Raw genomic sequence first — 23377 nt, forward strand, 5'->3', positions numbered from 1 at the left:
CATGGGCCTGGCCTCCGGCTACCCCGCGCGCAATTCCTCCGCCAATAAGAGAAAGTCGGCTTCGCGTGGGGAATTCTTGCGCCATGCCAACACGATCTCGCGTTTGGCGGTCGGGCTATCGACGGGCCGTGCAACCACTTCGGTGCCAGCAAGGATACCTGCGCTCAGTGCCATTTCGGGCAGCATCGTAAGGCCCAGATCATTGTCGACCAGTTGCACCAGCGTGTGCAGCGACGTGCCGATCATCGCCGCGCTGGCGCGCAATTCGGCGCGGTTGCAGGCGGCCAGCGCGTGATCGCGCAGGCAGTGCCCGTCTTCGAGCAAAAGCAACCGGCCCTGATCGATCATGTCGGGCTTGATGCTGGCAGGCGGGTCGCGCGGATCATCCTTGGGAAAGGCGATGAACAGCCGGTCGTCGGCAATATGCGCGATCGCCGCATCGCCGGTGTCGAAGGGAAGGGCCAGCAGCACGCAATCGACCCGGCCGTGCGACAGCGATTCGAGCGCATCGTGGCTCGTCTCCTCGCGCAGCATCAGCTTGAGATCGGGGCGCTCCTTGCGCAGACGAGGCAGCATGCGCGGCAGCAGGAAGGGCGCGATCGTGGGGATCACGCTCATCCGCAGTTCGCCCGACAGCGGCTTTCCCGAGGCCTGCACAAGATCGGCCAGTTCCTCGGCCTCGCGCAGCAAGCGGTTTGCCTTGGACACCACGGTTTCGCCCAGCGCGGTGAAACGCACCACCCGGCGCGAGCGTTCGACCAGCGTTACCCCGAGCAGCGATTCGAGTTCGCGGATCCCCGCCGACAGCGTTGATTGCGAGACGAAGCTGGCATCGGCTGCCTTGCCGAAATGCCCGTGTTCATGCAGCGCCACCAGGTATTGAAGCTGCTTGATCGTGGGAAGATAGGTCGACACCGCGGGGGGCTACTGCGCTGCCAGCGTGCCGGGTAGGGCGGTATCGTCCGATCCTTCCACGGGATCGGCTGCGGGTTGAGCCTGCGGAGCGACATCGTCGATATGCGTCATCTTCATCCGGCCTTTTTCGACCGCAAAGGCGACCTTGCCTTCGACAAGGTCAAGCGCGTCCTTGCCGAACACCTCGTAACGCCAGCCCTCGAGCACCGGCAGATCGCGTGCGCCGGCGGCAAGCGCTTCCATCTCGTCGGCGCGGGTGAGCAGGCGCGGGGCGACATCGATTTCGCGCGCGCGGATCTTGAGCAGCAGCTTCAGAAGATCGGCGACCAGCGCGCCTTCCTTGCCCAGCGGCGCACCCTGCTTGATCTTCTCGGGCATCTCGCTTTTGGGCAGCGGATCGGCTTCGGCTAGGATCTTCATCAGGCGCTTGCCGATGTCGTTGTCCTTCCACGCCGGCGAAAGCCCGCGCACCTTGGCAAGGTCACCTTGCACCTTGGGCGGATGGCTGGCGATGTCGGCAAGCGTTTCGTCGCGCATGATCCGCCCGCGCGGGATGTTCTTGTGCTGCGCCTCGGCCTCGCGCCATGCCGCAAGCGCCTTCATCCGGCCAAGCACCTGCGGATTGCGCCCCGGCTGGCGGATGCGCTTCCATGCCACCTGCGGATCGGTGAGATAATTCGCCGGATCGGCGAGCTTTTCCATTTCGGCATCGAGCCACAGCCCGCGCCCGGTCTTGATCAGCTTCTTGAGGATCTTGGGGAAAATCCCGGCCAAATGCGTCACATCGCCGATTGCATATTCGATTTGCCGATCGCTCAAGGGGCGGCGGCTCCAGTCGGTGAACCTTGCGCCCTTGTCGATCGTGATGCCGACCCATGTTTCGACCAAATTGGCATAACCGATCTGTTCGGACTGGCTGATCGCCATCATCGCGATCTGCGTGTCGAAGATCGGGTGAGGGGTCTTGCCGGTGAGGTTGACGATGATTTCGACATCCTGCGATCCGGCGTGGAAGACCTTGAGCACGTCCTCGTTGTCGCACATCAGATCGAGCAGCGGCGCAAGGTCGATCCCCGGCGCCATCGGATCGATCGCGGCGGCTTCTTCGGTGTTGGCGATCTGCACCAGGCACAGTTCGGGCCAGTAGGTGTTCTCGCGCATGAATTCGGTGTCGACCGCGACGAAATCGGATTTCGCAAGCCGCTCGCACAGTTCGGTGAGCGCTTCGGTGGTGGTGATCAGCGGATGGATTTTCATATGTTCTTTTCACTTGTCGCGGGCGGAGTGCCGCCCTCGGGTTCGAACCCAGATTGCCCCGCACGGCTTGACAAAGTGCAAGGCTTGCCCTGTTAGCGCGCCGACGACGGAGCAAGGCTCCAGACGCGCCCGCGCGCCCTAGCGTCATAGCTGCCAACAGGACAAGAGTTTAGATGCACCCCTATCGCTCGCATACTTGCGCACAGCTTTCTTCCGCCCATGTGGGCGAGACCGTCCGGCTGTCGGGCTGGATCCACCGCAAGCGCGATCACGGCGGCGTTTTGTTCGTCGACCTGCGCGATCATTACGGCATCACCCAGATCGTCGCCGACACCGACAGCCCGGCGCTGCCCGTGCTCGAAGGCTTGCGCGTAGAAAGCGTCATCACAATCGAAGGCAGCGTCAAGGCGCGCACCGCGGGCACGGTGAATGCGGCCCTTTCGACCGGCGAGATCGAGGTTTTCGCGCGCGGCGTGACCGTGCAGAGCGCAGCCGAAGAGCTGCCCATGCCGGTCGCCGACGAGCAGCCTTACCCTGAGGACGTGCGCCTCAAATATCGCTTCCTCGATCTGCGCCGCGAGACGCTGCACAAGAACATCATGACCCGCGTGGCGGTGATCGCCGATATGCGTCAACGCATGAACGCGGCGGGCTTCAACGAATTTTCGACCCCGATCCTGACCGCGTCGAGCCCCGAAGGTGCGCGCGACTTTCTGGTGCCCAGCCGCATCCATGCGGGCAAGTTCTACGCGCTCCCGCAGGCGCCGCAGCAGTATAAGCAGCTGCTGATGGTCGCCGGCTTCGACCGCTATTTCCAGATCGCGCCGTGCTTCCGCGACGAAGACCCGCGCGCTGACCGGCTGCCGGGCGAATTCTACCAGCTCGACCTGGAAATGAGCTTCGTCACGCAGGAAGAAATCTGGGAGACGATGGAGCCCGTTATCCAGGGCACCTTCGCTGCCTTTGCGGGCGACAAGCACGTCACCCCGGCGGGCGAATTCCCGCGCATCCCCTATGACGAAGCGATGCTCAAATACGGCAGCGACAAGCCCGACCTGCGCAACCCGCTGATTATCAGCGATGTCTCGTCGCACTTCACGCAGAGCGGCTTCGGCCTGTTCGAGAAGATCGTCGGCAGCGGCGGCGTGGTGCGCGTGATCCCCGCGCCCAGCACGCATGAAAAGAGCCGCAAGTTCTTCGACGAGATGAACGATTGGGCGCGGCGCGAAGGCTATGCCGGGCTGGGCTATGTCACCCGCAAGGGCGGCGAATTCGGCGGGCCGATCGCCAAGAACCACGGCACCGAAGGCATGGAAAAGCTCTACGCCGAGCTTGGGCTGGGCGAAAACGACGGGTTGTTCTTCGCCGCGGGCAAGGAAGCCGATGCGGCCAAGCTGGCAGGCGCGGCGCGTATCCGTGTCGGCGAAGACCTCGGTCTGATCGACGAAAGCCGGTTCGAACTGTGCTGGATCGTCGATTTCCCGTTCTACGAGTGGAACGAGGACGAGAAGAAGATCGACTTCAGCCACAACCCCTTCTCGATGCCGCAGGGCGGGATCGAAGCGCTCGAAGGGCAGGACCCGCTCACCATCAAGGCCTATCAGTACGATCTGGTCTGCAACGGCTACGAGATCGCCTCAGGCTCGATCCGCAACCATCGGCCTGAAACGATGGTCAAGGCGTTCGAGATCACCGGGCTGACGCAGGCCGATGTCGAGGAGCGCTTCGGCGGGATGTACCGCGCGTTCCAGTATGGCGCGCCGCCGCATGGCGGGATGGCCGCCGGTGTCGACCGGGTCATCATGCTCCTGTGCGGCGCCAAGAACCTGCGCGAGATTTCGCTCTTCCCGATGAACCAGCGCGCCGAAGACCTGCTGATGGGTGCGCCTTCGCCCGCCGAACCGCGGTCTTTGCGCGATCTGCACCTGCGCGTGGTCGAGCCACAGGCCAAGCCGGTGACGAGCGCCTAACCGCCCTCGAGACCGGCGATGAAAGCGGCAACGTTGCGGCCCAGCGCCGCAACGTTGTAGCCGCCTTCCATCACGGCGATGGTGGGCAGGCCGGCCGCGCCGATCATCGTGCCCATGCGCTGCATGTCCTGGGTGCTCAGCGAGAATTGCGAAATCGGGTCTTCGGCAAAGGTGTCCGCGCCGTAGCTCACGATCAGCGTGCGCGCGCCGAACCGGGCGATTGCCTCCATCGCGGTGGCAAGCACGCTTTCGTAGCTGCGCCAGTCCGTCCCGCGCGGTAGCGGCAGGTTCAAATTCGCGCCTTCGCCTTCGCCCGCACCGCGCTCATCCGCATGGCCCCAGAAATAGGGGAAATCGGTGCGCGGATCGGCATGGATCGAGGCGAAGAACACGTCGCCATCGGCGTAGAAGATGTCCTGCGTGCCGTTGCCATGATGGTAATCGACATCGAGCACCGCGACCGGCCCGGCGCCCCTCGCTACGGCCAAACGCGCCGCGATCGCCGCATTGTTGAGATAGCAATAGCCGCCAAAATAGTCCCTTCCGGCATGATGTCCGGGCGGGCGGCACAGCGCGAACGCCTTGTCCGATCTGCCGCTGACGACCGCTTCGGCAGCAGCGATCGCAGCCTGCGCCGCGCCATGGACCGCCTCCCACGTGCCGGCCGCAATCGGCGTCACCGTATCGAACCCGTATTGCCCGAGCTTGCCGTCGATCCGGTCGAGCGCCAGCGGCCGGCGCGCGCGCACCGGAAAGGCATAACCGATCGCATCGCCCGTCCGCCCCGCCGCCAGCCATGCCGCGTGGGCGTCCTTGAGAAAGGCGACATAGTCATGGTCGTGGACCGCCAGAATCGGCGCAAGGCCATGGTCGCCTGGGGCTTCGACAGTGCCCGCCATCGTCAGCATGTTTGCAAGCCGGGCAGGGGTCTCGGCATGATCCTCGGCCGCGCCGTTGACGAGTTCGAGAAGCGGCGCATGGCCCATCTGGGCGGGGGAGGAAAATGTCAGCATAGCCGCCACGCCTTCGCATGCGGCTGCCAATTCTGGCAAGTGCCCGCCACCCCTCGGGAAATACGACCGAACCGTATTCCGCGCGCCTTCTGCCGACACAATCGGTCGGCCAGCCACGCCTGCGCATCATGCCCACTTGCGCTGCGGCGCGGCGTTCATTAGGGCGGACGCGAACTATCTAACCCCAGTTTCAAGAGGGAATACCATGAGCGATACTGCTGACCGGGTGGCGAAGATTGTCGTCGAGCATCTCGGCGTCGAGGCCGAAAAGGTCACTCAGGATGCAAGCTTCATCGATGATCTTGGCGCAGACAGCCTCGACATCGTCGAGCTGGTGATGGCCTTCGAAGAGGAATTCGGTGTCGAAATTCCCGACGATGCGGCCGAAAAGATCACCACCGTTGGTGACGCGACCAAGTACATCGAAGAACACAAGGGCTGATAGCCCGACCATTCCCGTTTGCCTTGCGCTTGTCGAAGGGTCCATTTTGGCCGCTTGACCTGTCAGGAAAAACGGGGCTTCGACAGGCTCAGCCCGCACGGGTTGAGCCTGTTGTGCGTTTTGGGAGAATGATATGCGCCGTGTGGTTGTTACCGGGCTTGGGCTCGTCACCCCGCTGGGGGGCGATGTCGAAACGACTTGGGCGAACCTGATCGCCGGGGAAAGCGGGGCGGGGCAGATCACCCGTTTCGATGCCTCGAACCAGAAATGCACCATCGCCTGCGAGGTGAAGGGCAAGGACCATCCTTGGGGTTTCGATCCTGACAAGCGCGTCGATCACAAGGTCCAGCGGCAGGTCGATCCGTTCATCGTTTACGGCATTGATGCTGCGGGCCAGGCGCTCGAAGATGCGGGTCTGCTCGACATGACCGATGCCGAGAAGGAGCGCACCGGTTGCTCGATCGGATCGGGCATCGGCGGTTTGCCGGGGATCGAGATCGAAAGCGTCAACCTGCATGAACGCGGCCCGGGCCGGGTCAGCCCGCACTTCGTGCACGGCCGCCTGATCAACCTGATTACCGGTCAGGTGCAGATCAAATACGGCTTCATGGGCCCCAATCACGCGGTTGTTACCGCATGCTCCACCGGCGCGCATTCGATCGGCGATGCGGCGCGGATGATCATGATGGACGATGCGGACGTGATGCTGGCAGGCGGCGCGGAAAGCACCGTAAACCCGCTGGGTATCGCCGGGTTCGCGCAGGCGCGCGCGCTCAACATGAGCATGAACGATCGGCCCACCGAAGCCAGCCGCCCCTACGACAAGAACCGCGACGGTTTTGTCATGGGTGAGGGTGCGGGCGTTGTCGTGCTCGAAGAATACGAACGCGCCAAGGCGCGCGGCGCGAAGATCTATGCCGAGGTGACCGGCTATGGCCTGTCGGGCGATGCCTATCACGTCACCGCGCCGCATCCCGAAGGCCGGGGCGCGGAACTCGCGATGCGGATGGCGTTGAAGAAGGCGGGCCTGGGGCCGGGCGATATCGATTACGTCAACGCCCACGGCACCTCGACCATGGCCGACACGATCGAACTGGCTGCGGTCAAGCGCGTGCTGGGCGATGATCTGGGCGGCGCCTCCATGTCGTCCACCAAAAGCGCGATCGGCCATCTCTTGGGCGGCGCAGGTGCGGTCGAAGCGATCTTCTGCATCCTTGCGATGCGCGACGGGATCGTTCCTCCGACGCTCAACCTCCACGACCCCGACGAGGGCACCGAAGGCATCGACCTCGTGCCGCTCAAGGCGAAAAAGCGCGAAGTGCGTGCAGTGCTGAACAATTCGTTCGGCTTCGGCGGCACCAACGCCTCGATCGTCATGCAGAAGGTCGACTGATCCGATGAAGGCCGGGCGCAGCTTCGTTCTGATTGTGCTCGGCCTTGTTGTGGCCGGGGCGGTGCTCGCCTGGACGATGCTCGGTTCTGCCAGCATCGCCAGGGAAACGCCGTTCACGATCCCTGCGGGCGCATCTGTCGGCACTGTCGCAGCCAAGCTTGAAGCGGAAGGGCTGATCTCCTCGGCCAGCGGCTTTACCCTGCATGCGCGCATCTTTGGCAGCGACGCACCGATCCAAGCGGGCGAGTTCCTGCTGAAACCGGAGATGAGCCAAGGCGATATCCTCGCGGCGTTCCAGTCGGGTGATGTGATCCGCCGCTTCGTGACCGTGCCCGAAGGCATGCCCTCGATCCTCGTGTGGGAGCGGCTGATGGCCGAACCCCTGTTGACGGGCGAGGTGGCGGTTCCGCCCGAAGGTTCGATCCTGCCCGATACTTACGCCTTCGAACGCGGCCAGTCTCGCGCGAGCCTTGTCGAACAGATGCAGACCGCAATGGACAAGGCGGTCGCCGAGGAATGGGCCAAGCGCGCGCCCGGTATCGCGGTGAGCACGATGCGCGATGCGCTGATCCTTGCCTCGGTGGTCGAGAAGGAAACCGGCAAGCCCGATGAGCGCCGGATGGTCGCCGGGCTATATTCCAACCGCGTGCGCACGGGCATGAAGTTGCAAGCCGATCCCACCATCATCTACCCGATCACCAAGGGCAAGCCCTTGGGCCGGCGGATCAAGCAATCCGAGATTGCGGCGGTCAACGGCTACAATACCTATACGATCGTCGGCCTTCCCGAAGGGCCGATCACCAATCCCGGGCGCGCCAGCATCGCTGCGGTCATGAATCCGGAAAAGACGGCTGCGCTGTTCATGGTCGCCGATGGCACCGGCGGACACTGGTTCGCCGATACGCTGGCCGAGCACAACGCCAACGTCGCCAAGTGGTATGCGATCCGCCGTGACCGCGGGGAAATGTAAGGACCGCGGGGGATCGCCGACCCTTTCATCCTGACCGCCGCCTTGCCGGCCGATCTTGCAGGCTTTGCCGAGGGCCTGCGCCGCGCGCATTTCCCACCCGAACGCAACTTCCTGCATGCGCATGTGACGCTGTTCCACGCATTTGCCCCGTCACTGCTCGATGAATTGTGCGATTTTCTTCCCCGGCTCGCGGGCGAATACGCGCCGCCGCAGGGGCGGGTGAAGGGGATCATGGATCTCGGCAAGGGCACTGCAATCGCGCTCGACGCGCCGCAACTGCTCGAACTGCGCGCGCTTGTTGCAGAACACTTCCACGGCAGCCTGACAGCGCAGGACCTGCACGAGCCGCGCCCGCATATCACGATCCAGAACAAGGTCGGCAAGGAGGAAGCGAGCGCGCTCCAGGCCAGCCTTGCGGCAAGCCTTGCACCGTGGCTCGACCGGCCGCCTTTCGTGTTCCCCGCGCTCGAATTGTGGCGGTATCGTGGGGGGCCGTGGGAGGCGGTCAAGACTTGCGCATTTCGCGGCCGGGCAAGGTTGTAAAACAGTGCATGAAACAGGCTTGACCCCGCGCGCGCACCGCCCTAATGGCCCCCCTCGCACCGGGGAGACCCGGCGCCGGATCCGGCCTGGGACGACCCGCCGGATGCCCTCTTGGGGCGGAGTAGCTCAGCCGGTTAGAGCAGCGGAATCATAATCCGCGTGTCGGGGGTTCGAGTCCCTCCTCCGCTACCAACTTCATTCTTGGCGCGAGATCATGGAAAGCGGTCCTGCGCGGCAGCGCTCGACCTAGCGTCCAAAGTTCCGATTATCACGATTTTCATCGCGCTCGGTTAGTGCGTCATTGGGTGCCCAAAGGCGGGGTTTGGGAGCCTTGCCCCAAGCGGGACTGTGATGCCTGCCATGCGGGGGCGTCGGGCGTCGACGCCATGGTGTTCAAACCGATCGCCGGGGCGGAGGATATCGTCGAAAATGCCGCAGCACCCTCGCACGAAATGGCTCCGCCCGGGCTATCGCATTGCCGGCGCTTACTTGCGGTTCTTGCGCGCCGCGTAGCGCGCATCGCGTGCCGCTTTGAGCTCGGCCTCGGTTTTCTTCGGCTGGTTCGCCTTCAGCAATGCCGCCTCGGCAGCGGCACGCTTTTCCTCGGCGAGGCGCTTCTTTTCTTCGCGTGCGGCCTGGAGCTTCTCCGCCTTTTCGCGGGCAGCCGCTTCGCGCGCAGCCTCGCGCTTGGCCTGCCGTGCCGCGCGCTCGGCGATTTCGGCTTCGCTGAGACGCGGGGCCTGCTTCAGCGTTTCCAGAGCCTTCTGCTTGGCCTTCAGCGATGCTGCGGCGCGGTCCTGAAAGCTGGGAAGTTTGTAACCACTCATTTGTCGTATTCTCCTGCGGCTCCGCGCGATGCACAGGGCGGGCAAAGGTTTCAATCAATTTCGGACCGCATCATTCGGTGGTGATAAGCGGGCCTGCGCTCCACGCACACGCCGCGGCAGCACCCAGCTGGCGCTGGAATAGGCCGATCTGGCCTGCAATGCGAGATGCGGTTGCGATATGCTTGCGCCGAAATTCCGCGCTGGTTGCGCTGGCGGCGCGCATCAGAGCGGACTGGTGCGCGGCATATTCGAAATTGATATCCATGTCCGGTCTCGCTTGTGCTTGGTTGGGGGAAGGGGCGGCGTGCCCCGCAAATGCCTGCATCAATCGACCATCGCCGCGACGATCCCGCGAAGATCGCGGGCAGTCAGAAAGGCGTAGGGGTGATGCTGGCTGGTGCGGTGCGTGGCATGGGCCGCGAGGCTGCGGTTGGTGGCGACGCGGTTTGCATTTGCGCCAGTGGTCATAAATGTCATGAATTCTCTGAAATAAGATTGTGCACGCTCGGGCCAATCCCGGCGCGCTGCCATGCTGCTGGAAAGGGAAGATGAGGCACCGCAAAAAAGCGGTCTTGTCGCTGCCGGGCAAATCAGGCCCGGCGCAAGAACGCCATCGGGCGCCAATCAAATTCCGTCGCAAGCGACGTGAAGCAATAAGTATCTAAGCCAATATCGCGAAATTGCAAGTTTTTTGCGCGTCGCCGGCGCTGCGTGGCCTTGATCGCCGCCGCAGCGCTTGGGCAAAATCAGGCCGCTTCGGCGGCTTCTATCAGCGCGCTGGCCGCCAGCCAGGCTTCCTCGGCCTCTGCCAGCGCAGCGGCTGCTGCTGCGCGTTCGGTGAGCAGTTTCTGCATCTTGGCACCTGCCGTGCCAGATGCGGAATGGCTGGAGGCAAGGATCGACTGGTCGAGCCGATCGACCTCGGCGGTCAGCCGCGTGACGGCGCTTTCCGCCTTGGTCAGCGCAGCTTGCGCGCTGCGCCGGTCCGCCGCCGCCTCGCCGCGCTGCGCGCCGCGCCCCTTGCCGCCGCCTGCGCCCTTGGGTTGATTGCGGCCGAGGATGAAGTCGATGTAATCATCCATGCTGCCGTCATATTCGCGCGCGGTGCCGCCATCGACCAGCACCAGCCGGTCCGACGTCAGCTCGACCATGTGGCGATCGTGGCTGATCAGGATCACCGCGCCCGAATAGGCGTTCAACGCCTGGATCAATGCCTCGCGGGCGTCGACATCCAAGTGGTTGGTCGGCTCGTCGAGGATGAGGAGATGCGGCGCATCGCGGGTGATCAGCGCCAATGCTAGCCGCGCACGCTCTCCGCCCGATAGCTTGTCGACGCGCTGCGTCGCGCGCGGGCCGGAAAAGCCGAAACGTCCAAGCTGCGCGCGGATCGCGCCTTGCGAGGATCCCTCCATCGCGCGGTTCATCAGATCGAGCGGGGTATCCTCGCCCGCCAGTTCTTCGACCTGATACTGCGTGAAATAGCCGACCTTCAGCTTGCCCGGCGCATTGACCGCGCCTTCGGCGGGGTCAAGCTGCGAGGCGAGCAGCCGCGCCAGCGTGGTCTTGCCGTTGCCGTTGCGGCCAAGCAGTGCAATCCGGTCGTCAGCCTCGATCCGGAAATTGAGCCGCTTGAGGATCGGCGGCGCCTCGCCGTATCCGACCGCCGCCTGTTCCACCGTAATCATCGGCGATTTCATCTCCGCCGGATCGGGAAAATCGAAGCTCAGCGTCGGGTCTTCCATCAGCGCGGCGATCGGCTGCATCTTGGCGAGCATCTTGGCGCGCGACTGGGCTTGCTTCGCAGTCGAGGCGCGGGCCGAATTGCGCGCGACGTAATCCCTCAGGCGTGCGGCCTGCGCTTCCTGCGAGGCCTTGGCGGCGGCAAGCTGCGCGGCGCGTTCCGCGCGCTGTTTCTCGAACGCGTCATATCCGCCGGGATAAAGCGTCAATTCGCCGCCCTGAAGGTGGAGGATATGGTCCACCACCTTGTTGAGCAGGTCGCGTTCGTGGCTGATTACCACCAGTGTTGCGGGATAGGACTTGAGGAAATTCTCCAGCCACAGCGTCGCTTCGAGGTCGAGGTGGTTCGAAGGCTCGTCGAGCAGGAGGATATCGGGTTCGGAAAACAGCAGCGCGCCCAGCGCGATCCGCATTTTCCAACCCCCCGAGAAACTGTCGACGGGGCGCTGCTGCATTTCCTCGTCGAAACCCAGACCATTGAGGATCTTGGCCGCGCGCGCAGGGGCGCTGTAGGCATCGATCGCGAGCAGGCGGTCGTGGACATCGCCCATGCGATCCATGTCGGTGCAGGTTTCGAGTTCCGCCAGCAGTTCGGCGCGCTCGGTCGCTGCGGCGAGCACAACCTCTTCGGGGGTCATCGCCCCGCTTGGCGCTTCCTGCGCGATGTAACCGATGCGCGCGCGCGAGGGCTTCGAAATTTCTCCGTCGTCGGGCTCGATCTCGCCGATGAGCGCTTTCATCAGCGTCGATTTGCCCGCGCCGTTGCGCCCGATCAGCCCGACGCGCGCGCCAACCGGAACGGTTGCGCTGGCGCGTTCGAGGATGGCCCGGCCGCCAAGCCGAACGGTGAGATTGTCTATGGTAAGCATGGGCGCGCCCCTACCACTCTATCGCGCCGCGCCCAAATCAAATCCCATCAGGCAGCAGCGGCAGTGGCTTTCGCCTCGCGGAAAGAAATCAGCCGGCGCTGATCCTCGTCCCACAAAGTCAGCAGGAACGGCTTGAATGCCTCACGGATCGTCATGCGGTTGAGCGAAGCAAGCTGCGGGTAGGCAGCCAGCACGTTCGGCAGCCGGTAGAACGGGATGCGGCTCGCCAGGTGGTGCACATGGTGCATCCCGATATTGCCCGTGAACCAGCGCAGCGGCTGCGGCAGGTCGAGGTGCGAACTGCCATGCAGCGCGGCCTCGTGGAACTTCCAGGCATCGGCCTTGTCCCAGTGGGCTTGCTCGAACTGGTGCTGCACATAGAACAGCCACACACCTGCGGTCGCGGCGACGAGCACGGTGGGGAGCAGCACCATCAGGGTCGCACCAACGCCGAAGAACGCCATCAATGCGGCAAACATTCCCGCCATCGCGAGATTGGTGCCGAGCGCGCTCACCCAATATTGCCGCCCATCGCGCATAAGCCCGATCGGCAGGCGGTGGCGCAGCATGAACAGATAGGCGGGCGCAATCCCGAACAGGACGACAGGGTGGCGATAGATCCGGTACATCAGCCGCTGGAACGGCTTCAGCGCACGGAATTCGGCCACCGTCAGCGTATCGACATCGCCGAAACCGCGCGCATCGAGGTTTCCGGTGCTCGCATGATGCAGCGTGTGCGACCGCCGCCAGCAATCATAGGGGGTGAAGGTCAGCACCCCCAGCATCCGGCCCAGCCAGTCGTTGCTGGTGCGTTTTGCAAGATAGGCGCCGTGCCCGCAATCGTGCTGGATGATGAAGGTGCGCAGCAGCAGCAGGCCCGAGACCGGCAGCAGCAGCAGCGCCGCCAGATAGCCTGCGCTCACCGCCCACAGCATCGCCAGGATCAGCGCAAAGAAAGGCACCAGCGTCGCGGTCAGCTCCCATATGCTGCGCCCGGTGTGGACTGCGGTGAAGGGCTTCAGTTCGCCAACCAGTTTGCGGGGATCGAGAGCGGGCGCCGGGGTATCGGTCGGCTGCCATTCGTTCATCACGTCGAGTTTCAAGGTGTCGTGTTCCAGTTTGCAGTCCGCACAGCATCCAGCCTCTCGGACCAAAGCGCAAGTATTGTTGCGCCCGCTTGCGGACGGATCGGGCAAAACCGGCGGCGACGGCCAGCGTGTCGTGGCCGCTTGGGAAAGGCGGGCATGTGATTCCTCATGCCCCTCCGTCCTGCAATCCGGCCGTCAGTTGGGCTTGAACTTGCGCTTGTGTTTGTGCGGGCCGCCCTTGCCGAAACCGGGCTTGCCGGCGCCATCCTTGGCAAAGCCGCGGTTGCCCAGCGGCTTGGCTTTGACGAAGCCGGCATCGTTGCCGCTGCGCGAGGGGCGACGCTGGCGGTTGTAGCGCGCCGCTTCGCGCGGGCCGGCATCCGAACGCTCGATCACCAGCGGTTCGTCATCGCCTTCAGCGGCAAAGGTGCGGGCGGCGGTGGCGGCATACTTTTCGGCCAGCGCGCGCGGGATCTGGAAGTAGGTTTCGTCCTGCCCGATGCGGATCGCGCCGATTTCGCCGCGGGTCACATGGCCGCGGCGGCAGATCAGCGGGAGCAGCCAGCGCGGATCGGCGCCGTTGCTGCGGCCGATCCCCATCCGGAACCACACCGTATCCTCGAAGCCGGGGCGGTGACGCTCCTTCTGGGCATCGCGGGTGTTGGCGGAGATTTCCTCGGGCTCGGGCAGGCGTGCGCGGTGCGCGTGGACGAGCATCGCGGCGATATCCTCGGCGCTGCGTTCGGCGAGCAGGCGCTGGGCAAGTTCACGATCGGCATCGTCGAACTGCGTGGGGGCAAGCAGCTTGCCCAGCAGTCGCTCGCGGTCGCGTTCGCCGATCGCCTCGGGTCCGGGCACGTCCATCCACTCGGCAGCGATCTGCGCGCGGCCCAGCATCGCTTCGACCCGGCGGCGGGCGGAGAAGGGCACGATCAGGGTCGCGATACCCTTGCGCCCCGCACGGCCGGTGCGGCCCGAACGGTGCTGGAGCGTTTCGGCATCGCGCGGAATTTCGACGTGGACGACGAGGCTGAGCGTGGGCAGATCGATCCCCCGCGCGGCAACATCGGTCGCCACGCAAACGCGGGCGCGGCCATCGCGCAGGGCCTGGAGGGCGTGGTTACGTTCGGACTGCGAATGCTCGCCCGACAAGGCGACCACGGCAAAGCCGCGTTCCTGCAAGGTGGCGTGCAGGTGACGCACCTTTTCGCGGGTTGCGCAGAACAGGATCGCGGTCTCCGCTTCGTGGAAGCGCAGCAGGTTCACAACCGCGTTCTCGACCTCGGGCGGGGAGACGGTGACCGCCTGATAGGCGATGTCGCCATGCCCTCGGCCGCCTTCGCTGATCGTCGCAATGCGCAGTGCATCGGTCTGGTAGCGGCGGGCGAGCGCTTCGATCGGGCGCGGCATCGTTGCCGAAAACAGCAGCGTGCGGCGGGTTTCGGGCGTGCCGTCGAGGATTGCCTCCAATTCCTCGCGGAAGCCCATGTCGAGCATCTCGTCGGCTTCGTCGAGCACGGCGACGGCAAGCTGCGACAGGTTCAGCGCGCCGCGTTCGAAGTGGTCGCGCAACCGGCCCGGCGTGCCGACGACGATCGCGGGGCCGGAATTGAGCACCTTGCGTTCGGCCGAGGGGTTCATGCCGCCGACGCAGGTCGCAACCCGCGCGCCGGTGCGTTCGTAAAGCCATTCCAGTTCGCGGCTGACCTGCAGCGCCAGTTCGCGCGTCGGCGTGATGACCAGCGCGAGCGGGGCTTGCGCGTAGCCAATTCGCCCTTCCTCGCCAAGCAGTTGCGGGGCCATGGCGAGGCCGAAGGCGACCGTCTTGCCCGAGCCGGTCTGCGCCGAGACGACGAGATCGCGCCCTTCGGCTTCGGGCTTCAGGACTTCGGCCTGAACCGGGGTGGCGGCTTCGTAACCGCGCTCGGCAAGGGCGGTTTCGATCGTGGCGGGCAGAGGGGGGAAATTCATAGGGGAGGCAAACTCGTCGGGAAAGGCAATGCGGCCTTGGCGCTGCTAGGCGCTGAAGGGACGCTAGGAATTCCAGGTAGCAAAGGGGCAGGGCTGTCATCGCCCGCCGGAGCGAAACATGCTCATAGCAAGTTTTTGCAATTCTGGCGCGCGAAATCTTCGCAGGTGCAAAATGAACCGCGGTTGGGCAGCGCAAATCTGCCGTTGGCAAACGGCCCGTGGCGGGTTGCAATTGAGGTGCAAACCGCGCGATGTTTCACGTGAAACAGCGCTGCAACGGGCCGCGAAAGCAGGGCAAAACGCGGCTGGAGGGGGTGTGAAGGGGGTCTGGACGGGGTCAGGATGCCCCTGCGCCGCCGCCGATCGTCGCCGCATAGGCCGCAGGATCGGCATTGCCGCCGGTAATCATGATCACCGTACCCGCATCCACCGGCACCTTGCCCGCCAGCGCCGCGGCGAGCGCCGCCGCGCCGCCCGGTTCGACCACCAGCCGAAGCTGCGCAAAGGCGAAGCGCTGCGCGTCGCGCACCTCATCGTCGGTGACGGTCACGCCCGGCTCGGCGCGGTCTTTCAGCAGCGTAAGGTTCAAGGGCTTCGTGACATTGGGCTGGAGCGCGTCGCAGATCGTTTTTGGCGCATCCGGCGCGGCGTGGACGAGTTCGCCTGCCGCCATTGCCCGGCCCACCATGTCCCAGCCGACCGGCTCGACCGGATGAATTCTGGCATCCGGCGCCCCAAGGCCAAGCCCCGCGGTCAGCCCGCCGCCGCCGCAACAGGCAATAATCCGCCCGGGTGCACGCCCCAGTTGCGCAGCAATTTCGATTGCGGCGCTGCCTTGCCCCTCGATTACCCACGGATCGCCGAAAGCATGGACCAGCGTGCCGCCGCGCTCCGCGATCAGCCGCGCGGCGACCGCATCGCGGTCTTCCTGCGGCCGCTGATACAGCACCACTTCGGCCCCCAGCGCAGCCGTGTTGTCGAGCTTCACCTGCGGCGCATCGTGCGGCATCACAATCGCCGCCCTGATCCCGAGCCTTCGCGCGCTCCACGCAACCCCTTGCGCATGATTGCCCGATGAAACCGCGACCACACCCGCGGCGCGTTCTTGCGCCGACAGGTTCGACAAGCGCCACCACGCGCCCCTGATCTTGAACGATCCGATCGGTTGCAGATTGTCCGCCTTGACCCACGCGCGCACGCCGTTGATCTCCACCGGCAGCAGCGGGGTGGGCGGCAGGATCGCGGCAATCGCGGCCGCCGCCGCTTCCACGCCTGCGCTCGTCGGAAAACGCGTATCTGTCTGGATCATTTCTCGCCCATTATCCGTTATCGCCGGCATTACCGGAATGCTTTAGTCCCTGCCGCATTGCCCCTTCGTAAAACCGGTTCCCACTTTTCGGGGCAATGCTTTATCGCCCGTCGCATTGCCTTGACCGAAAACCGGTTCCCACTTTTCGGGGCAATGCTTTATCGCCCGTCGCATTGCCTCGACCGAAAACCGGTTCCCACTTTTCGGGGCAATGCTCTAAGGCACGCGCAAGATTCGCATCGCTTCACGAAAGGTTCCTATCATGTCGGCAGCCAAATCCCGCACCGTTCTCGTCATTGGTGCAGGCGGGGTCAGCTCGGTTTGCGTCCACAAGATGGCGTTCAACCCCGAAATCTTCCCCGAAATCCACCTCGCCAGCCGCACCAAGTCGAAGTGCGATGCGATCGCCGCCAGCGTCAAGCAACGCTGTGGCCGCGATATCGCGACCTATGAAATCGACGCCGAGGAAGTGCCCGCGATGGTGCGCCTGATCCGCGAAACCGGCGCAGGCCTCGTGGTCAACCTCGCGCTTCCGTATCAGGATCTGCCGATTATGGACGCCTGCCTCGAAGCGGGCGTCGACTATCTCGACACCGCCAATTACGAACCCAAGGACGAAGCCAAGTTCGAATACCACTGGCAGTGGGCCTATCACGACCGCTTCAAGGATGCAGGCCTGATGGCCTTGCTGGGTTCGGGCTTCGATCCGGGCGTCACCTCGGTGTTCACGATGTGGCTGAAGAAGCACAAGCTGAAGACCATTCGCCAGCTCGACATTCTCGATTGCAACGGCGGCGATCACGGCCAGCATTTCGCGACCAATTTCAACCCGGAAATCAACATCCGCGAAGTCACCGCGCCCGCGCGCCACTGGGAAAACGGCCAGTGGGTCGAAACCCCGGCGATGAGCACCAAGGTCAACTTCGATTTCGAAGCGGTCGGCCCCAAGAACATGTATCTGATGTATCATGAGGAGCTCGAAAGCCTCGCAAAGTTCGTTCCCGAGCTTGAGCGTGCGCGCTTCTGGATGACCTTTGGCGATCAATACATCACCCACCTCACCGTGCTGCAGAATGTCGGCATGACCGCGATCGAGCCGGTCAGGTATCAGGGCAAGGACATCATCCCGCTGCAGTTCCTCGCCGCCGTGCTGCCTAAGCCCGAAACGCTGGGCGAGACGACCAAGGGCAACACCAATATCGGCGTGATCGCGACCGGCGAGGCGATGGACGGATCGGGCGAGAAGACCTTCTACATCCGCAACATCTGCAGCCACGAGGCGGCTTACGCGGAAACCGGCAACCAGGCGGTCAGCTATACCACCGGCGTTCCGGCGATGATCGGCGCAGCCATGATGGTCGAAGGCATGTGGGAAGGCGACGGCGTGTTCAACATCGAACAGCTCGATCCCGATCCCTTCATGGAAATGCTCAACCAGCACGGCCTGCCGTGGACGGTCGAGGAAATGGCCGGTCCGGTCGATTTCTGATGCGCTTGCTGGGGGCGGCATTGGCCTGTGCGGCGCTGGCCGCCTGCGGTGCCGTGTCGCCCCCGCGCGAGGACCTGCCGCGCCTTGCCGTCGATGCGGGCTGGATGAAGCTGCCCGCAGGCACGCGGTTCGGCGAGGTCAGCGGGGTCGATGTCGATGCTGCGGGCAATATCTGGGTGCTCCACCGCGCAGGACGCGCCTGGGCAGAGCCGTTTCCGGCCGATCCCATCGCCCACAACACTGTGTTCAAGTTCGCGCCCGATGGGACGCTGCTGGACCAGTGGGGGGGAGGGCAGATGGTGATGCCGCACGGCATTTCGGTCAGCCCCGATGGCAAGGTCTGGATCACCGACGCGGGCCGCGAACAGGTGCTGCGCTTTGCAAGCGATGGTCGGCTTGAACTGGCGTTGGGCGAAAGGGGCGTGAGCGCGCAGGACGCGGGCCATTTTGGCCGCCCCGCCGATGTCGCCTTTCTGCCGGGCCGCGTGCTGGTGGCCGATGGCTACGTCAACACGCGCATCGCCGAACTTTCACCGCAGGGCGCGTTCCTGCGCGACTGGGGCGATTTCAAGGTTGCCCATGCGGTCGCGGTGGATGATGCGCGCATTTACGTTGCCGACCGCGAGAACGCACGGATCGCGGTTTACGATCATCAGGGCAACGACATCGCCGCATGGGCCTCACCCGCGGGCAACCACACCTATGGTCTGCGGGCGCTGGGGGCGGGGCGGCTGCTCGCGCTCGAAGGGCGCGACGGGGCGGATCGCACGGGCGCGGTGCTGCGGATATATGCCGCCGATGGCGCGGTGGAGGCGGCCTATAATATCGGCTTGTCCGGCGAGGATGCGAGCCGGGGGCACGATCTGGCCATCGCGCCCGGCGGGCAGGTCTATGTCACCGATGCCGCCGCGGGACGCGTGGTGCGGCTGACGCTCCCCGGAAAGGCGATGCAATGATTGGCATGGGCTCGCTGCTGCCGATCCTGCTGCTCGCGGGATCGAGCATCCTGATGAACGTTGCGTGGTATTACCACTTGAAGCAGCCCTCGCTGGGCATGCTTGCCGCGATCGGGCTTGCCTGGGGGATTGCACTGTTCGAATATTGCTTTGCCGTGCCCGCCAACCGCATCGGCATCGCGCACTATTCGCTCGCCGAGTTGAAGACCATACAGGAAGTCCTATCTCTCGGCGCCTTCGTGCTGGTAGCCTGGGCGCTGTTCGGCGAGACGCCCACTTTGAGCCAGATTCTCGGTTTCGCCCTCATCGCCGGGGGCGCTTTCATGATTTTCAGGAGTCCTTTCGGCTAATGCAAACCAAGGCCGGTGATCCGGGCGCCTTTGCCCATTTCGATCTGTCGCGCGTCGACAGCCCCGCTTTCGTGGTGGATGCCGCGAAGTTGCGCGCCAATTGCCGTGTGCTCGCCGGCGTGCGCGACGCCGCCGCCGCCGACGGCGCGGACATCAAGGTGTTCTGCGCGCTCAAGGCGTTTTCGATGTGGTCGGCCGCGCCGATCATCGGCGAATATCTCGACGGGGTTTCGACCAGCGGATTGTGGGAAGCGCGCCTCGCATCCGAGTTCTACGACGGCGAGATCGCGACCTATTCGGCCGCCTTCAAGCCCGAGGAGCTTGAGGAGATCTGCCGGCTTTCCGACCACGTGATCTTCAACTCCCCCTTCCAGCACGAACGCGCGCGGTTGATCCTCGAACAGGCCGCCGCCAGCGGATCGCCCGTCAGCGTGGGCCTGCGCATCAATCCGCAGGTAGCCACAGGCGAAGTCGCCAAATATGACCCTAGCGCGCCCGGATCGCGGCTGGGCTTCCCGCTCGACCAGCTCACCGAAGAGCACATGGAGGGCGTCGAAGGCATCCACTTCCACAACCTGTGCGAACAGGATTTCGAGCCGCTGAAGGCGACGTGGGACCGCGTGTTCGACGTGATCGAGCCGTTCTTCGGGCAGTTGAAATGGATCAACATGGGCGGCGGCCACCACATCACCCGCGCCGATTACCAGCGCGAGGAACTGGTCGAGTTCCTCAAGGACGCGGCCGAGGATACCGGCTGCCAGATCATCCTCGAACCCGGCGAAGCGGTCGCGCTCGACGCGGGCATTCTGGTGGGCACGCTGCTCGACACCCATTTCAACGAAATGCCCGTCGGCATCACCGACATCAGCGCGACCTGCCACATGCCCGACGTGCTCGAAGCGCCCTATCGCCCGGCAATGTTGGGCGAAATCGCGGATGAGGAGATGATCCCGATCCGCCTTGGCGGCCCGTCCTGCCTCGCGGGCGACGTGATTGGCGATTACCGCCTGCCGGTCGCGGCCGAGCCGGGCGCGCGTTTCGCGTTTCTCGATCAGGCGCATTATTCGATGGTCAAGACCAACACCTTCAACGGCGTGGTGTTGCCGAGCATCTGGATGTGGGACAGCGAAACCGACGCGCTCGATTGCATCAAGCGCTTCGACTACACCGATTTCCGCGACCGGCTGAGCTAAAGTCCGCCAGCGTCGGGCGGGGTTTCGGCAAGCACCCGCCCGCGCGCATTCTGGTTGATCGCCAGCGCAAGGCCCGCAAGCGCGGCAAACTGCCGCGCGGCGCGGGCGGCGTTATCGCGGTCGGCGCACGCGTCCATTCCGCCGCTTTCGAACAGGTTGCCCGCCTCGATCGCGATCACCACTTCGCCCCCCACGAACAATGCGCGCAACTCGCGCGCCTCGAATGCGTCCTCAAGCCGCAGCAGATGCTCGACATAGGCGGGATGCACCAGCACGCGGGCCTCGACGGGATCGTCCGAATAGAGGCAGAATGTCTCGGCGAAGGCGGGGTGCACCTGATCGATCCGGTCGAGCCGGTGGCCATCGAAATCGACATGGTCGCTTGCCCCGCCGAGACCCAGCCACTTGCGGTGCTTGCCCGCGCGTTCGAGCAGTGTGGTCGAACGAAACCGCCGGCCGAACCCCATGCGGATCACCGGCCCGCGGAACACCGTCACCCAGTGACGGTTCTTGCCCGATCCGCGCTGATCTTCGAGATGCGCTTCATAGAGTTCGAAATCGTGCTCTTCGAGCGTGCCGTGCCAGCGATCCTCGAACGCGGACCGGTCGAACCCGGGCACGAGGCCATAGGCGCGCGCGGCGGCGAATTCGGGGCCGGGCGTCACCTCGTGCGAATAGGCCAGCCCGTGCGCGGCGGCGATCGCGCTGTTGATCCCGATCTTGATCGCGCGCTTGGCCGCGGTGATCGGGGCATAGCCCCACAGTCCGGCGCAGATGATTGCGAACAGGCTGATCCCCGCGGCCAGACGGGGCGATGCGGGACTGAACCACAAGAACGACAGCGCGGGCAACAGGATCACTGCCGACCACACCCAGCGATTGCTCGCCTGTTTTCGGGCCGTGTCGCGCATGGCGTTCTGCCCTGCCAGCCAGTCTCCCAGCCCGCTTGCCATCAACCCGTCGATGTCGCTGCGCATTGCCTCTCCCGCGCGATTCTTTAACCAGTGTCAGCACATTTACGCGGGTGAGGCAAAGGGGGATGAATATGGTGTGGGTGCTTGGGGCGATCGTGGTGGTGCTGCTGCTGGCGGTGATTGCGATCTACAACCGGCTGGTCGGGCTGCGCCAGCAGGTGCGGCAGGGGACGGCGGATATCGATGCGCAGCTGCGCCAGCGCCACGATCTCGTCCCCAATCTGGTCGAGACCGTCAAAGGCTATGCCGGGCACGAACAGGCGACGCTGGATGCGGTGATCCGCGGACGCAACGCTGCCGCCACCGGCACCCCCGATCCGGATGGCGAGCGCCGGCTTGCCGCTGCGCTGGGCAATCTGATCGCGCTGGGCGAAGCCTATCCCGACTTGAAGGCATCGGCCAATTTCCAGGCGCTTCAGCACGAGCTTGCCGATGTCGAGGACAAGCTGGCTGCCGCGCGCCGCGCGCTCAATGCCGCCGCTGCCCGATACAACGGCGCGCGCGAATCCTTCCCCGCGGTGCTGTTTGCCGATGCGCTCGGATTCGCGCCTGCCGACTTCCACCGGCTGGATGAAAGCGAGCAGGGCCGCGTCGATCAGGTCCCGCGCGTCGGCTTCTGACCGCGCGCGAGGGCGCCCGAATTTTCGCGGTATTTCCGATGGTTTTGCATTCGTGTCGCGGAAAAGTCACATCCGGGCGCAGCGGGGGGCATTTTTCGATTGCATTCCCCCCCCAGGCCCTATTTGCCCGCTTCCCGCTGCCCCAAGGGGACTTCCTAACCGCAAGGCAGCTTGTCGTTTTATGGTTTTTTGAAAAACCGTTTCGGGGGTCCCTTGAGTTGCACATTTATCCTGACGCATCGGCTGTAGTTCGCGCCCTTTCGCCGGACGAACCCGTCATCCTGAACCGCCCGCACGCCGCGCGGCGCGCCGCCCGTTTCTTCGTCGAGAAGTTTCCGGGCAAGGTGCTCTATGCGGTCAAGGCGAATCCCGCGCCCGATCTGATCGAAGTGCTGTGGGATGCGGGCGTGACGCATTATGATGTGGCCTCGATCACCGAAGTGCGGCTGGTGCGCGGCATCCTTCCGCACGCGGTCCTGTGCTTCATGCATCCCGTCAAGACCCCGGCGGCGATCCGCGAGGCCTATTTCGATCACGGCGTGCGCACCTTCAGCCTCGACACCGTCGAAGAGCTTGAGAAGATCGTCGCGGCCTGCACCGATCCCGCCACCGGCGAAGCGCCGCGCGACCTGCGGCTGTGCGTGCGCCTGCGCGTGTCGAGCGAATATTCGGAACTCAGCCTTGCGAGCAAGTTCGGCTGCGACCTGATCGAAGCGCCCAAGCTGCTTCAGGAAGCACGCCAGCATTGCGACTGGCTGGGCGTGTGCTTCCATGTCGGCAGCCAGGCGATGACCCCCTTCGCCTATGTCCAGGCCTTGGACCGCACCCGTGCGGCCATCGCCGAGGCATCGGTCGTGATCGACATGATCGATGTCGGCGGGGGCTTCCCGAGCGCCTATCCCGGTCTCGAACCGCCGCCGATGGAAGATTACTTCGCGATCATCGCCAAGCATTTCGAAGCCCTGCCGATCGCCTACAACGCCGAACTGTGGTGCGAACCCGGCCGCGCGCTGTCGGCCGAGTATTCCTCGATGATCGTGCAGGTGAACAAGCGCCGCGGCGAAGAGCTCTACATCAACGACGGCGCCTATGGCGCGCTGTATGATGCGGCGCATGTCGAATGGCGCTTCCCGGTGCGCGCGCTCGAAGACGACCTGATCGAGGAAGATGCGGACTTCGCCTTCTACGGGCCTACGTGCGACGATGCCGATTACATGAAGGGCCCCTTCAAGCTGCCCGCCGATATCCAGGCAGGCGACTATATCGAGGTCGGGATGCTCGGTGCCTATGGCGCAGCGATGAAGACCGGGTTCAACGGCTATGGCAATGCGCTTGTCGTCACGGTCGAGGACGAGCCGATGATGAGCCTGTTCAACGGCACCCGCGTGCGCGAGGCGACCGACAACGTGGTCAGCTTGCGCTGATCCTTGCGGCCTGGTCGATCGGGCAGGACGAGACATTGCGGCGCGGCAGGCTTTCGGGCTTGCC

The 23377-nt window shown here is 64.5% G+C and carries 22 protein-coding genes and 1 tRNA gene; 12 read left to right on the top strand and 11 right to left on the bottom strand.

Features of this window, described 5'->3' with window-relative positions; all coding sequences use genetic code 11:
• Positions 1-18 precede the first annotated feature (18 nt).
• The gene (locus tag A9D12_RS10680) at positions 19-915 is read right to left on the bottom strand and encodes a hydrogen peroxide-inducible genes activator (RefSeq protein ID WP_068351702.1); all 897 of its coding nucleotides are present in this window, start codon (positions 913-915) and stop codon (positions 19-21) included.
• A gap of 9 nt (positions 916-924) precedes the next feature.
• Complete coding sequence (rnd, locus tag A9D12_RS10685; protein ID WP_068351705.1) at positions 925-2172, bottom strand: ribonuclease D; 1248 nt, start codon at positions 2170-2172, stop codon at positions 925-927.
• A 173-nt stretch (positions 2173-2345) separates the two neighbouring features.
• On the opposite strand from rnd, the gene aspS reads away from it, so the two are divergent.
• On the top strand, positions 2346-4142 hold the full coding sequence (gene aspS, locus A9D12_RS10690) for an aspartate--tRNA ligase (RefSeq protein WP_068351709.1): 1797 nt from the start codon (positions 2346-2348) through the stop codon (positions 4140-4142).
• On the opposite strand, the gene A9D12_RS10695 is transcribed toward aspS, so the two are convergent.
• Positions 4139-5155 (bottom strand): histone deacetylase family protein, encoded by a 1017-nt coding sequence (locus A9D12_RS10695; RefSeq protein WP_068351712.1) that lies wholly within the window; start codon positions 5153-5155, stop codon positions 4139-4141. The two genes, aspS and A9D12_RS10695, sit on opposite strands and share 4 nt — an antisense overlap.
• 205 nt (positions 5156-5360) lie before the next feature.
• Here A9D12_RS10695 and A9D12_RS10700 point away from each other — a divergent pair, with 205 nt between their 5' ends.
• The 5 genes from A9D12_RS10700 (at position 5361) to A9D12_RS10720 (ending at position 8695) form a co-directional block, all read left to right on the top strand.
• Positions 5361-5597 (top strand): acyl carrier protein, encoded by a 237-nt coding sequence (locus A9D12_RS10700; RefSeq protein WP_068351714.1) that lies wholly within the window; start codon positions 5361-5363, stop codon positions 5595-5597.
• Between the two features lie 133 nt (positions 5598-5730).
• Entirely contained in the window at positions 5731-6990 is a 1260-nt protein-coding gene (fabF, locus tag A9D12_RS10705; RefSeq protein ID WP_068351715.1) for a beta-ketoacyl-ACP synthase II, read from the top strand.
• Between the two features lie 4 nt (positions 6991-6994).
• Entirely contained in the window at positions 6995-7960 is a 966-nt protein-coding gene (mltG, locus tag A9D12_RS10710) for an endolytic transglycosylase MltG (protein WP_068351716.1), read from the top strand.
• Positions 7961-8002: 42 nt separating this feature from the next.
• Positions 8003-8503 (top strand): 2'-5' RNA ligase family protein, encoded by a 501-nt coding sequence (locus A9D12_RS10715; RefSeq protein WP_231889602.1) that lies wholly within the window; start codon positions 8003-8005, stop codon positions 8501-8503.
• 115 nt (positions 8504-8618) lie between these two features.
• Positions 8619-8695: transfer RNA gene (locus tag A9D12_RS10720), tRNA-Met, on the top strand.
• A 293-nt stretch (positions 8696-8988) separates the two neighbouring features.
• On the opposite strand, the gene A9D12_RS10725 is transcribed toward A9D12_RS10720, so the two are convergent.
• From A9D12_RS10725 to A9D12_RS10750, 7 genes are all read right to left on the bottom strand, one after another.
• Positions 8989-9330 (bottom strand): DUF6481 family protein, encoded by a 342-nt coding sequence (locus tag A9D12_RS10725; protein ID WP_068351720.1) that lies wholly within the window; start codon positions 9328-9330, stop codon positions 8989-8991.
• A gap of 70 nt (positions 9331-9400) precedes the next feature.
• Entirely contained in the window at positions 9401-9595 is a 195-nt protein-coding gene (locus A9D12_RS10730; protein ID WP_068351721.1) for a hypothetical protein, read from the bottom strand.
• 59 nt (positions 9596-9654) lie between these two features.
• Complete coding sequence (locus tag A9D12_RS14750; RefSeq protein WP_197489807.1) at positions 9655-9807, bottom strand: hypothetical protein; 153 nt, start codon at positions 9805-9807, stop codon at positions 9655-9657.
• Positions 9808-10076: 269 nt separating this feature from the next.
• Positions 10077-11939 (bottom strand): ABC-F family ATP-binding cassette domain-containing protein, encoded by a 1863-nt coding sequence (locus A9D12_RS10735; protein ID WP_068351723.1) that lies wholly within the window; start codon positions 11937-11939, stop codon positions 10077-10079.
• A gap of 47 nt (positions 11940-11986) precedes the next feature.
• Complete coding sequence (locus A9D12_RS10740; protein WP_231889603.1) at positions 11987-13042, bottom strand: fatty acid desaturase; 1056 nt, start codon at positions 13040-13042, stop codon at positions 11987-11989.
• Positions 13043-13222: 180 nt separating this feature from the next.
• A complete protein-coding gene (locus A9D12_RS10745) occupies positions 13223-14998 on the bottom strand; it encodes a DEAD/DEAH box helicase (protein ID WP_082925528.1) in 1776 nt (591 codons plus the stop codon).
• A 337-nt stretch (positions 14999-15335) separates the two neighbouring features.
• On the bottom strand, positions 15336-16307 hold the full coding sequence (locus A9D12_RS10750) for a threonine ammonia-lyase (protein ID WP_068351728.1): 972 nt from the start codon (positions 16305-16307) through the stop codon (positions 15336-15338).
• Between the two features lie 262 nt (positions 16308-16569).
• Here A9D12_RS10750 and A9D12_RS10755 point away from each other — a divergent pair, with 262 nt between their 5' ends.
• The 4 genes from A9D12_RS10755 to A9D12_RS10770 are packed head-to-tail and all read left to right on the top strand — an operon-like array spanning position 16570 to position 20295.
• Positions 16570-17796, top strand: coding sequence for a saccharopine dehydrogenase family protein (locus A9D12_RS10755; protein ID WP_068351736.1), 1227 nt, complete (start codon positions 16570-16572; stop codon positions 17794-17796).
• Positions 17796-18752, top strand: a complete 957-nt coding sequence (locus A9D12_RS10760; RefSeq protein WP_068351738.1) for a peptidyl-alpha-hydroxyglycine alpha-amidating lyase family protein — start codon at positions 17796-17798, stop codon at positions 18750-18752. Before A9D12_RS10755 ends, A9D12_RS10760 begins: the two co-directional genes overlap by 1 nt.
• Positions 18749-19102, top strand: coding sequence for a DMT family protein (locus A9D12_RS10765; protein ID WP_197489808.1), 354 nt, complete (start codon positions 18749-18751; stop codon positions 19100-19102). The genes A9D12_RS10760 and A9D12_RS10765 overlap by 4 nt, the downstream gene beginning before the upstream one ends.
• Positions 19102-20295 (top strand): carboxynorspermidine decarboxylase, encoded by a 1194-nt coding sequence (locus A9D12_RS10770; protein WP_068351742.1) that lies wholly within the window; start codon positions 19102-19104, stop codon positions 20293-20295. The genes A9D12_RS10765 and A9D12_RS10770 overlap by 1 nt, the downstream gene beginning before the upstream one ends.
• Here A9D12_RS10770 and A9D12_RS10775 read toward each other — a convergent pair.
• Entirely contained in the window at positions 20292-21272 is a 981-nt protein-coding gene (locus tag A9D12_RS10775) for a DUF3137 domain-containing protein (RefSeq protein ID WP_068351744.1), read from the bottom strand. The genes A9D12_RS10770 and A9D12_RS10775 overlap by 4 nt on opposite strands.
• A 62-nt stretch (positions 21273-21334) precedes the next feature.
• Between A9D12_RS10775 and A9D12_RS10780 the strand changes: the two genes are divergently transcribed.
• Together A9D12_RS10780 and A9D12_RS10785 are read left to right on the top strand one after the other, a co-directional pair.
• A complete protein-coding gene (locus A9D12_RS10780) occupies positions 21335-21889 on the top strand; it encodes a LemA family protein (RefSeq protein WP_068351746.1) in 555 nt (184 codons plus the stop codon).
• Positions 21890-22107: 218 nt separating this feature from the next.
• Complete coding sequence (locus A9D12_RS10785) at positions 22108-23313, top strand: type III PLP-dependent enzyme domain-containing protein (RefSeq protein WP_068351747.1); 1206 nt, start codon at positions 22108-22110, stop codon at positions 23311-23313.
• Positions 23314-23377 lie beyond the last annotated feature (64 nt).

It is taken from the genome of Erythrobacter neustonensis, assembly GCF_001663175.1.
Taxonomy (GTDB): Bacteria; Pseudomonadota; Alphaproteobacteria; order Sphingomonadales; family Sphingomonadaceae; genus Erythrobacter; species Erythrobacter neustonensis.

Bases quoted from the DNA above. Each gene is read 5' to 3' on its own strand.
- rnd (WP_068351705.1), bottom strand. From the start codon at position 2,172: ATGAAAATCCATCCGCTGATCACCACCACCGAAGCGCTCACCGAACTG.
- aspS (WP_068351709.1), top strand. From the start codon at position 2,346: ATGCACCCCTATCGCTCGCATACTTGCGCACAGCTTTCTTCCGCCCAT.
- A9D12_RS10695 (WP_068351712.1), bottom strand. From the start codon at position 5,155: ATGCTGACATTTTCCTCCCCCGCCCAGATGGGCCATGCGCCGCTTCTC.
- A9D12_RS10700 (WP_068351714.1), top strand. From the start codon at position 5,361: ATGAGCGATACTGCTGACCGGGTGGCGAAGATTGTCGTCGAGCATCTC.
- fabF (WP_068351715.1), top strand. From the start codon at position 5,731: ATGCGCCGTGTGGTTGTTACCGGGCTTGGGCTCGTCACCCCGCTGGGG.
- mltG (WP_068351716.1), top strand. From the start codon at position 6,995: ATGAAGGCCGGGCGCAGCTTCGTTCTGATTGTGCTCGGCCTTGTTGTG.
- A9D12_RS10725 (WP_068351720.1), bottom strand. From the start codon at position 9,330: ATGAGTGGTTACAAACTTCCCAGCTTTCAGGACCGCGCCGCAGCATCG.
- A9D12_RS10730 (WP_068351721.1), bottom strand. From the start codon at position 9,595: ATGGATATCAATTTCGAATATGCCGCGCACCAGTCCGCTCTGATGCGC.
- A9D12_RS14750 (WP_197489807.1), bottom strand. From the start codon at position 9,807: ATGACATTTATGACCACTGGCGCAAATGCAAACCGCGTCGCCACCAAC.
- A9D12_RS10735 (WP_068351723.1), bottom strand. From the start codon at position 11,939: ATGCTTACCATAGACAATCTCACCGTTCGGCTTGGCGGCCGGGCCATC.
- A9D12_RS10745 (WP_082925528.1), bottom strand. From the start codon at position 14,998: ATGAATTTCCCCCCTCTGCCCGCCACGATCGAAACCGCCCTTGCCGAG.
- A9D12_RS10750 (WP_068351728.1), bottom strand. From the start codon at position 16,307: ATGATCCAGACAGATACGCGTTTTCCGACGAGCGCAGGCGTGGAAGCG.
- A9D12_RS10755 (WP_068351736.1), top strand. From the start codon at position 16,570: ATGTCGGCAGCCAAATCCCGCACCGTTCTCGTCATTGGTGCAGGCGGG.
- A9D12_RS10760 (WP_068351738.1), top strand. From the start codon at position 17,796: ATGCGCTTGCTGGGGGCGGCATTGGCCTGTGCGGCGCTGGCCGCCTGC.
- A9D12_RS10765 (WP_197489808.1), top strand. From the start codon at position 18,749: ATGATTGGCATGGGCTCGCTGCTGCCGATCCTGCTGCTCGCGGGATCG.
- A9D12_RS10770 (WP_068351742.1), top strand. From the start codon at position 19,102: ATGCAAACCAAGGCCGGTGATCCGGGCGCCTTTGCCCATTTCGATCTG.
- A9D12_RS10775 (WP_068351744.1), bottom strand. From the start codon at position 21,272: ATGCGCAGCGACATCGACGGGTTGATGGCAAGCGGGCTGGGAGACTGG.
- A9D12_RS10780 (WP_068351746.1), top strand. From the start codon at position 21,335: ATGAATATGGTGTGGGTGCTTGGGGCGATCGTGGTGGTGCTGCTGCTG.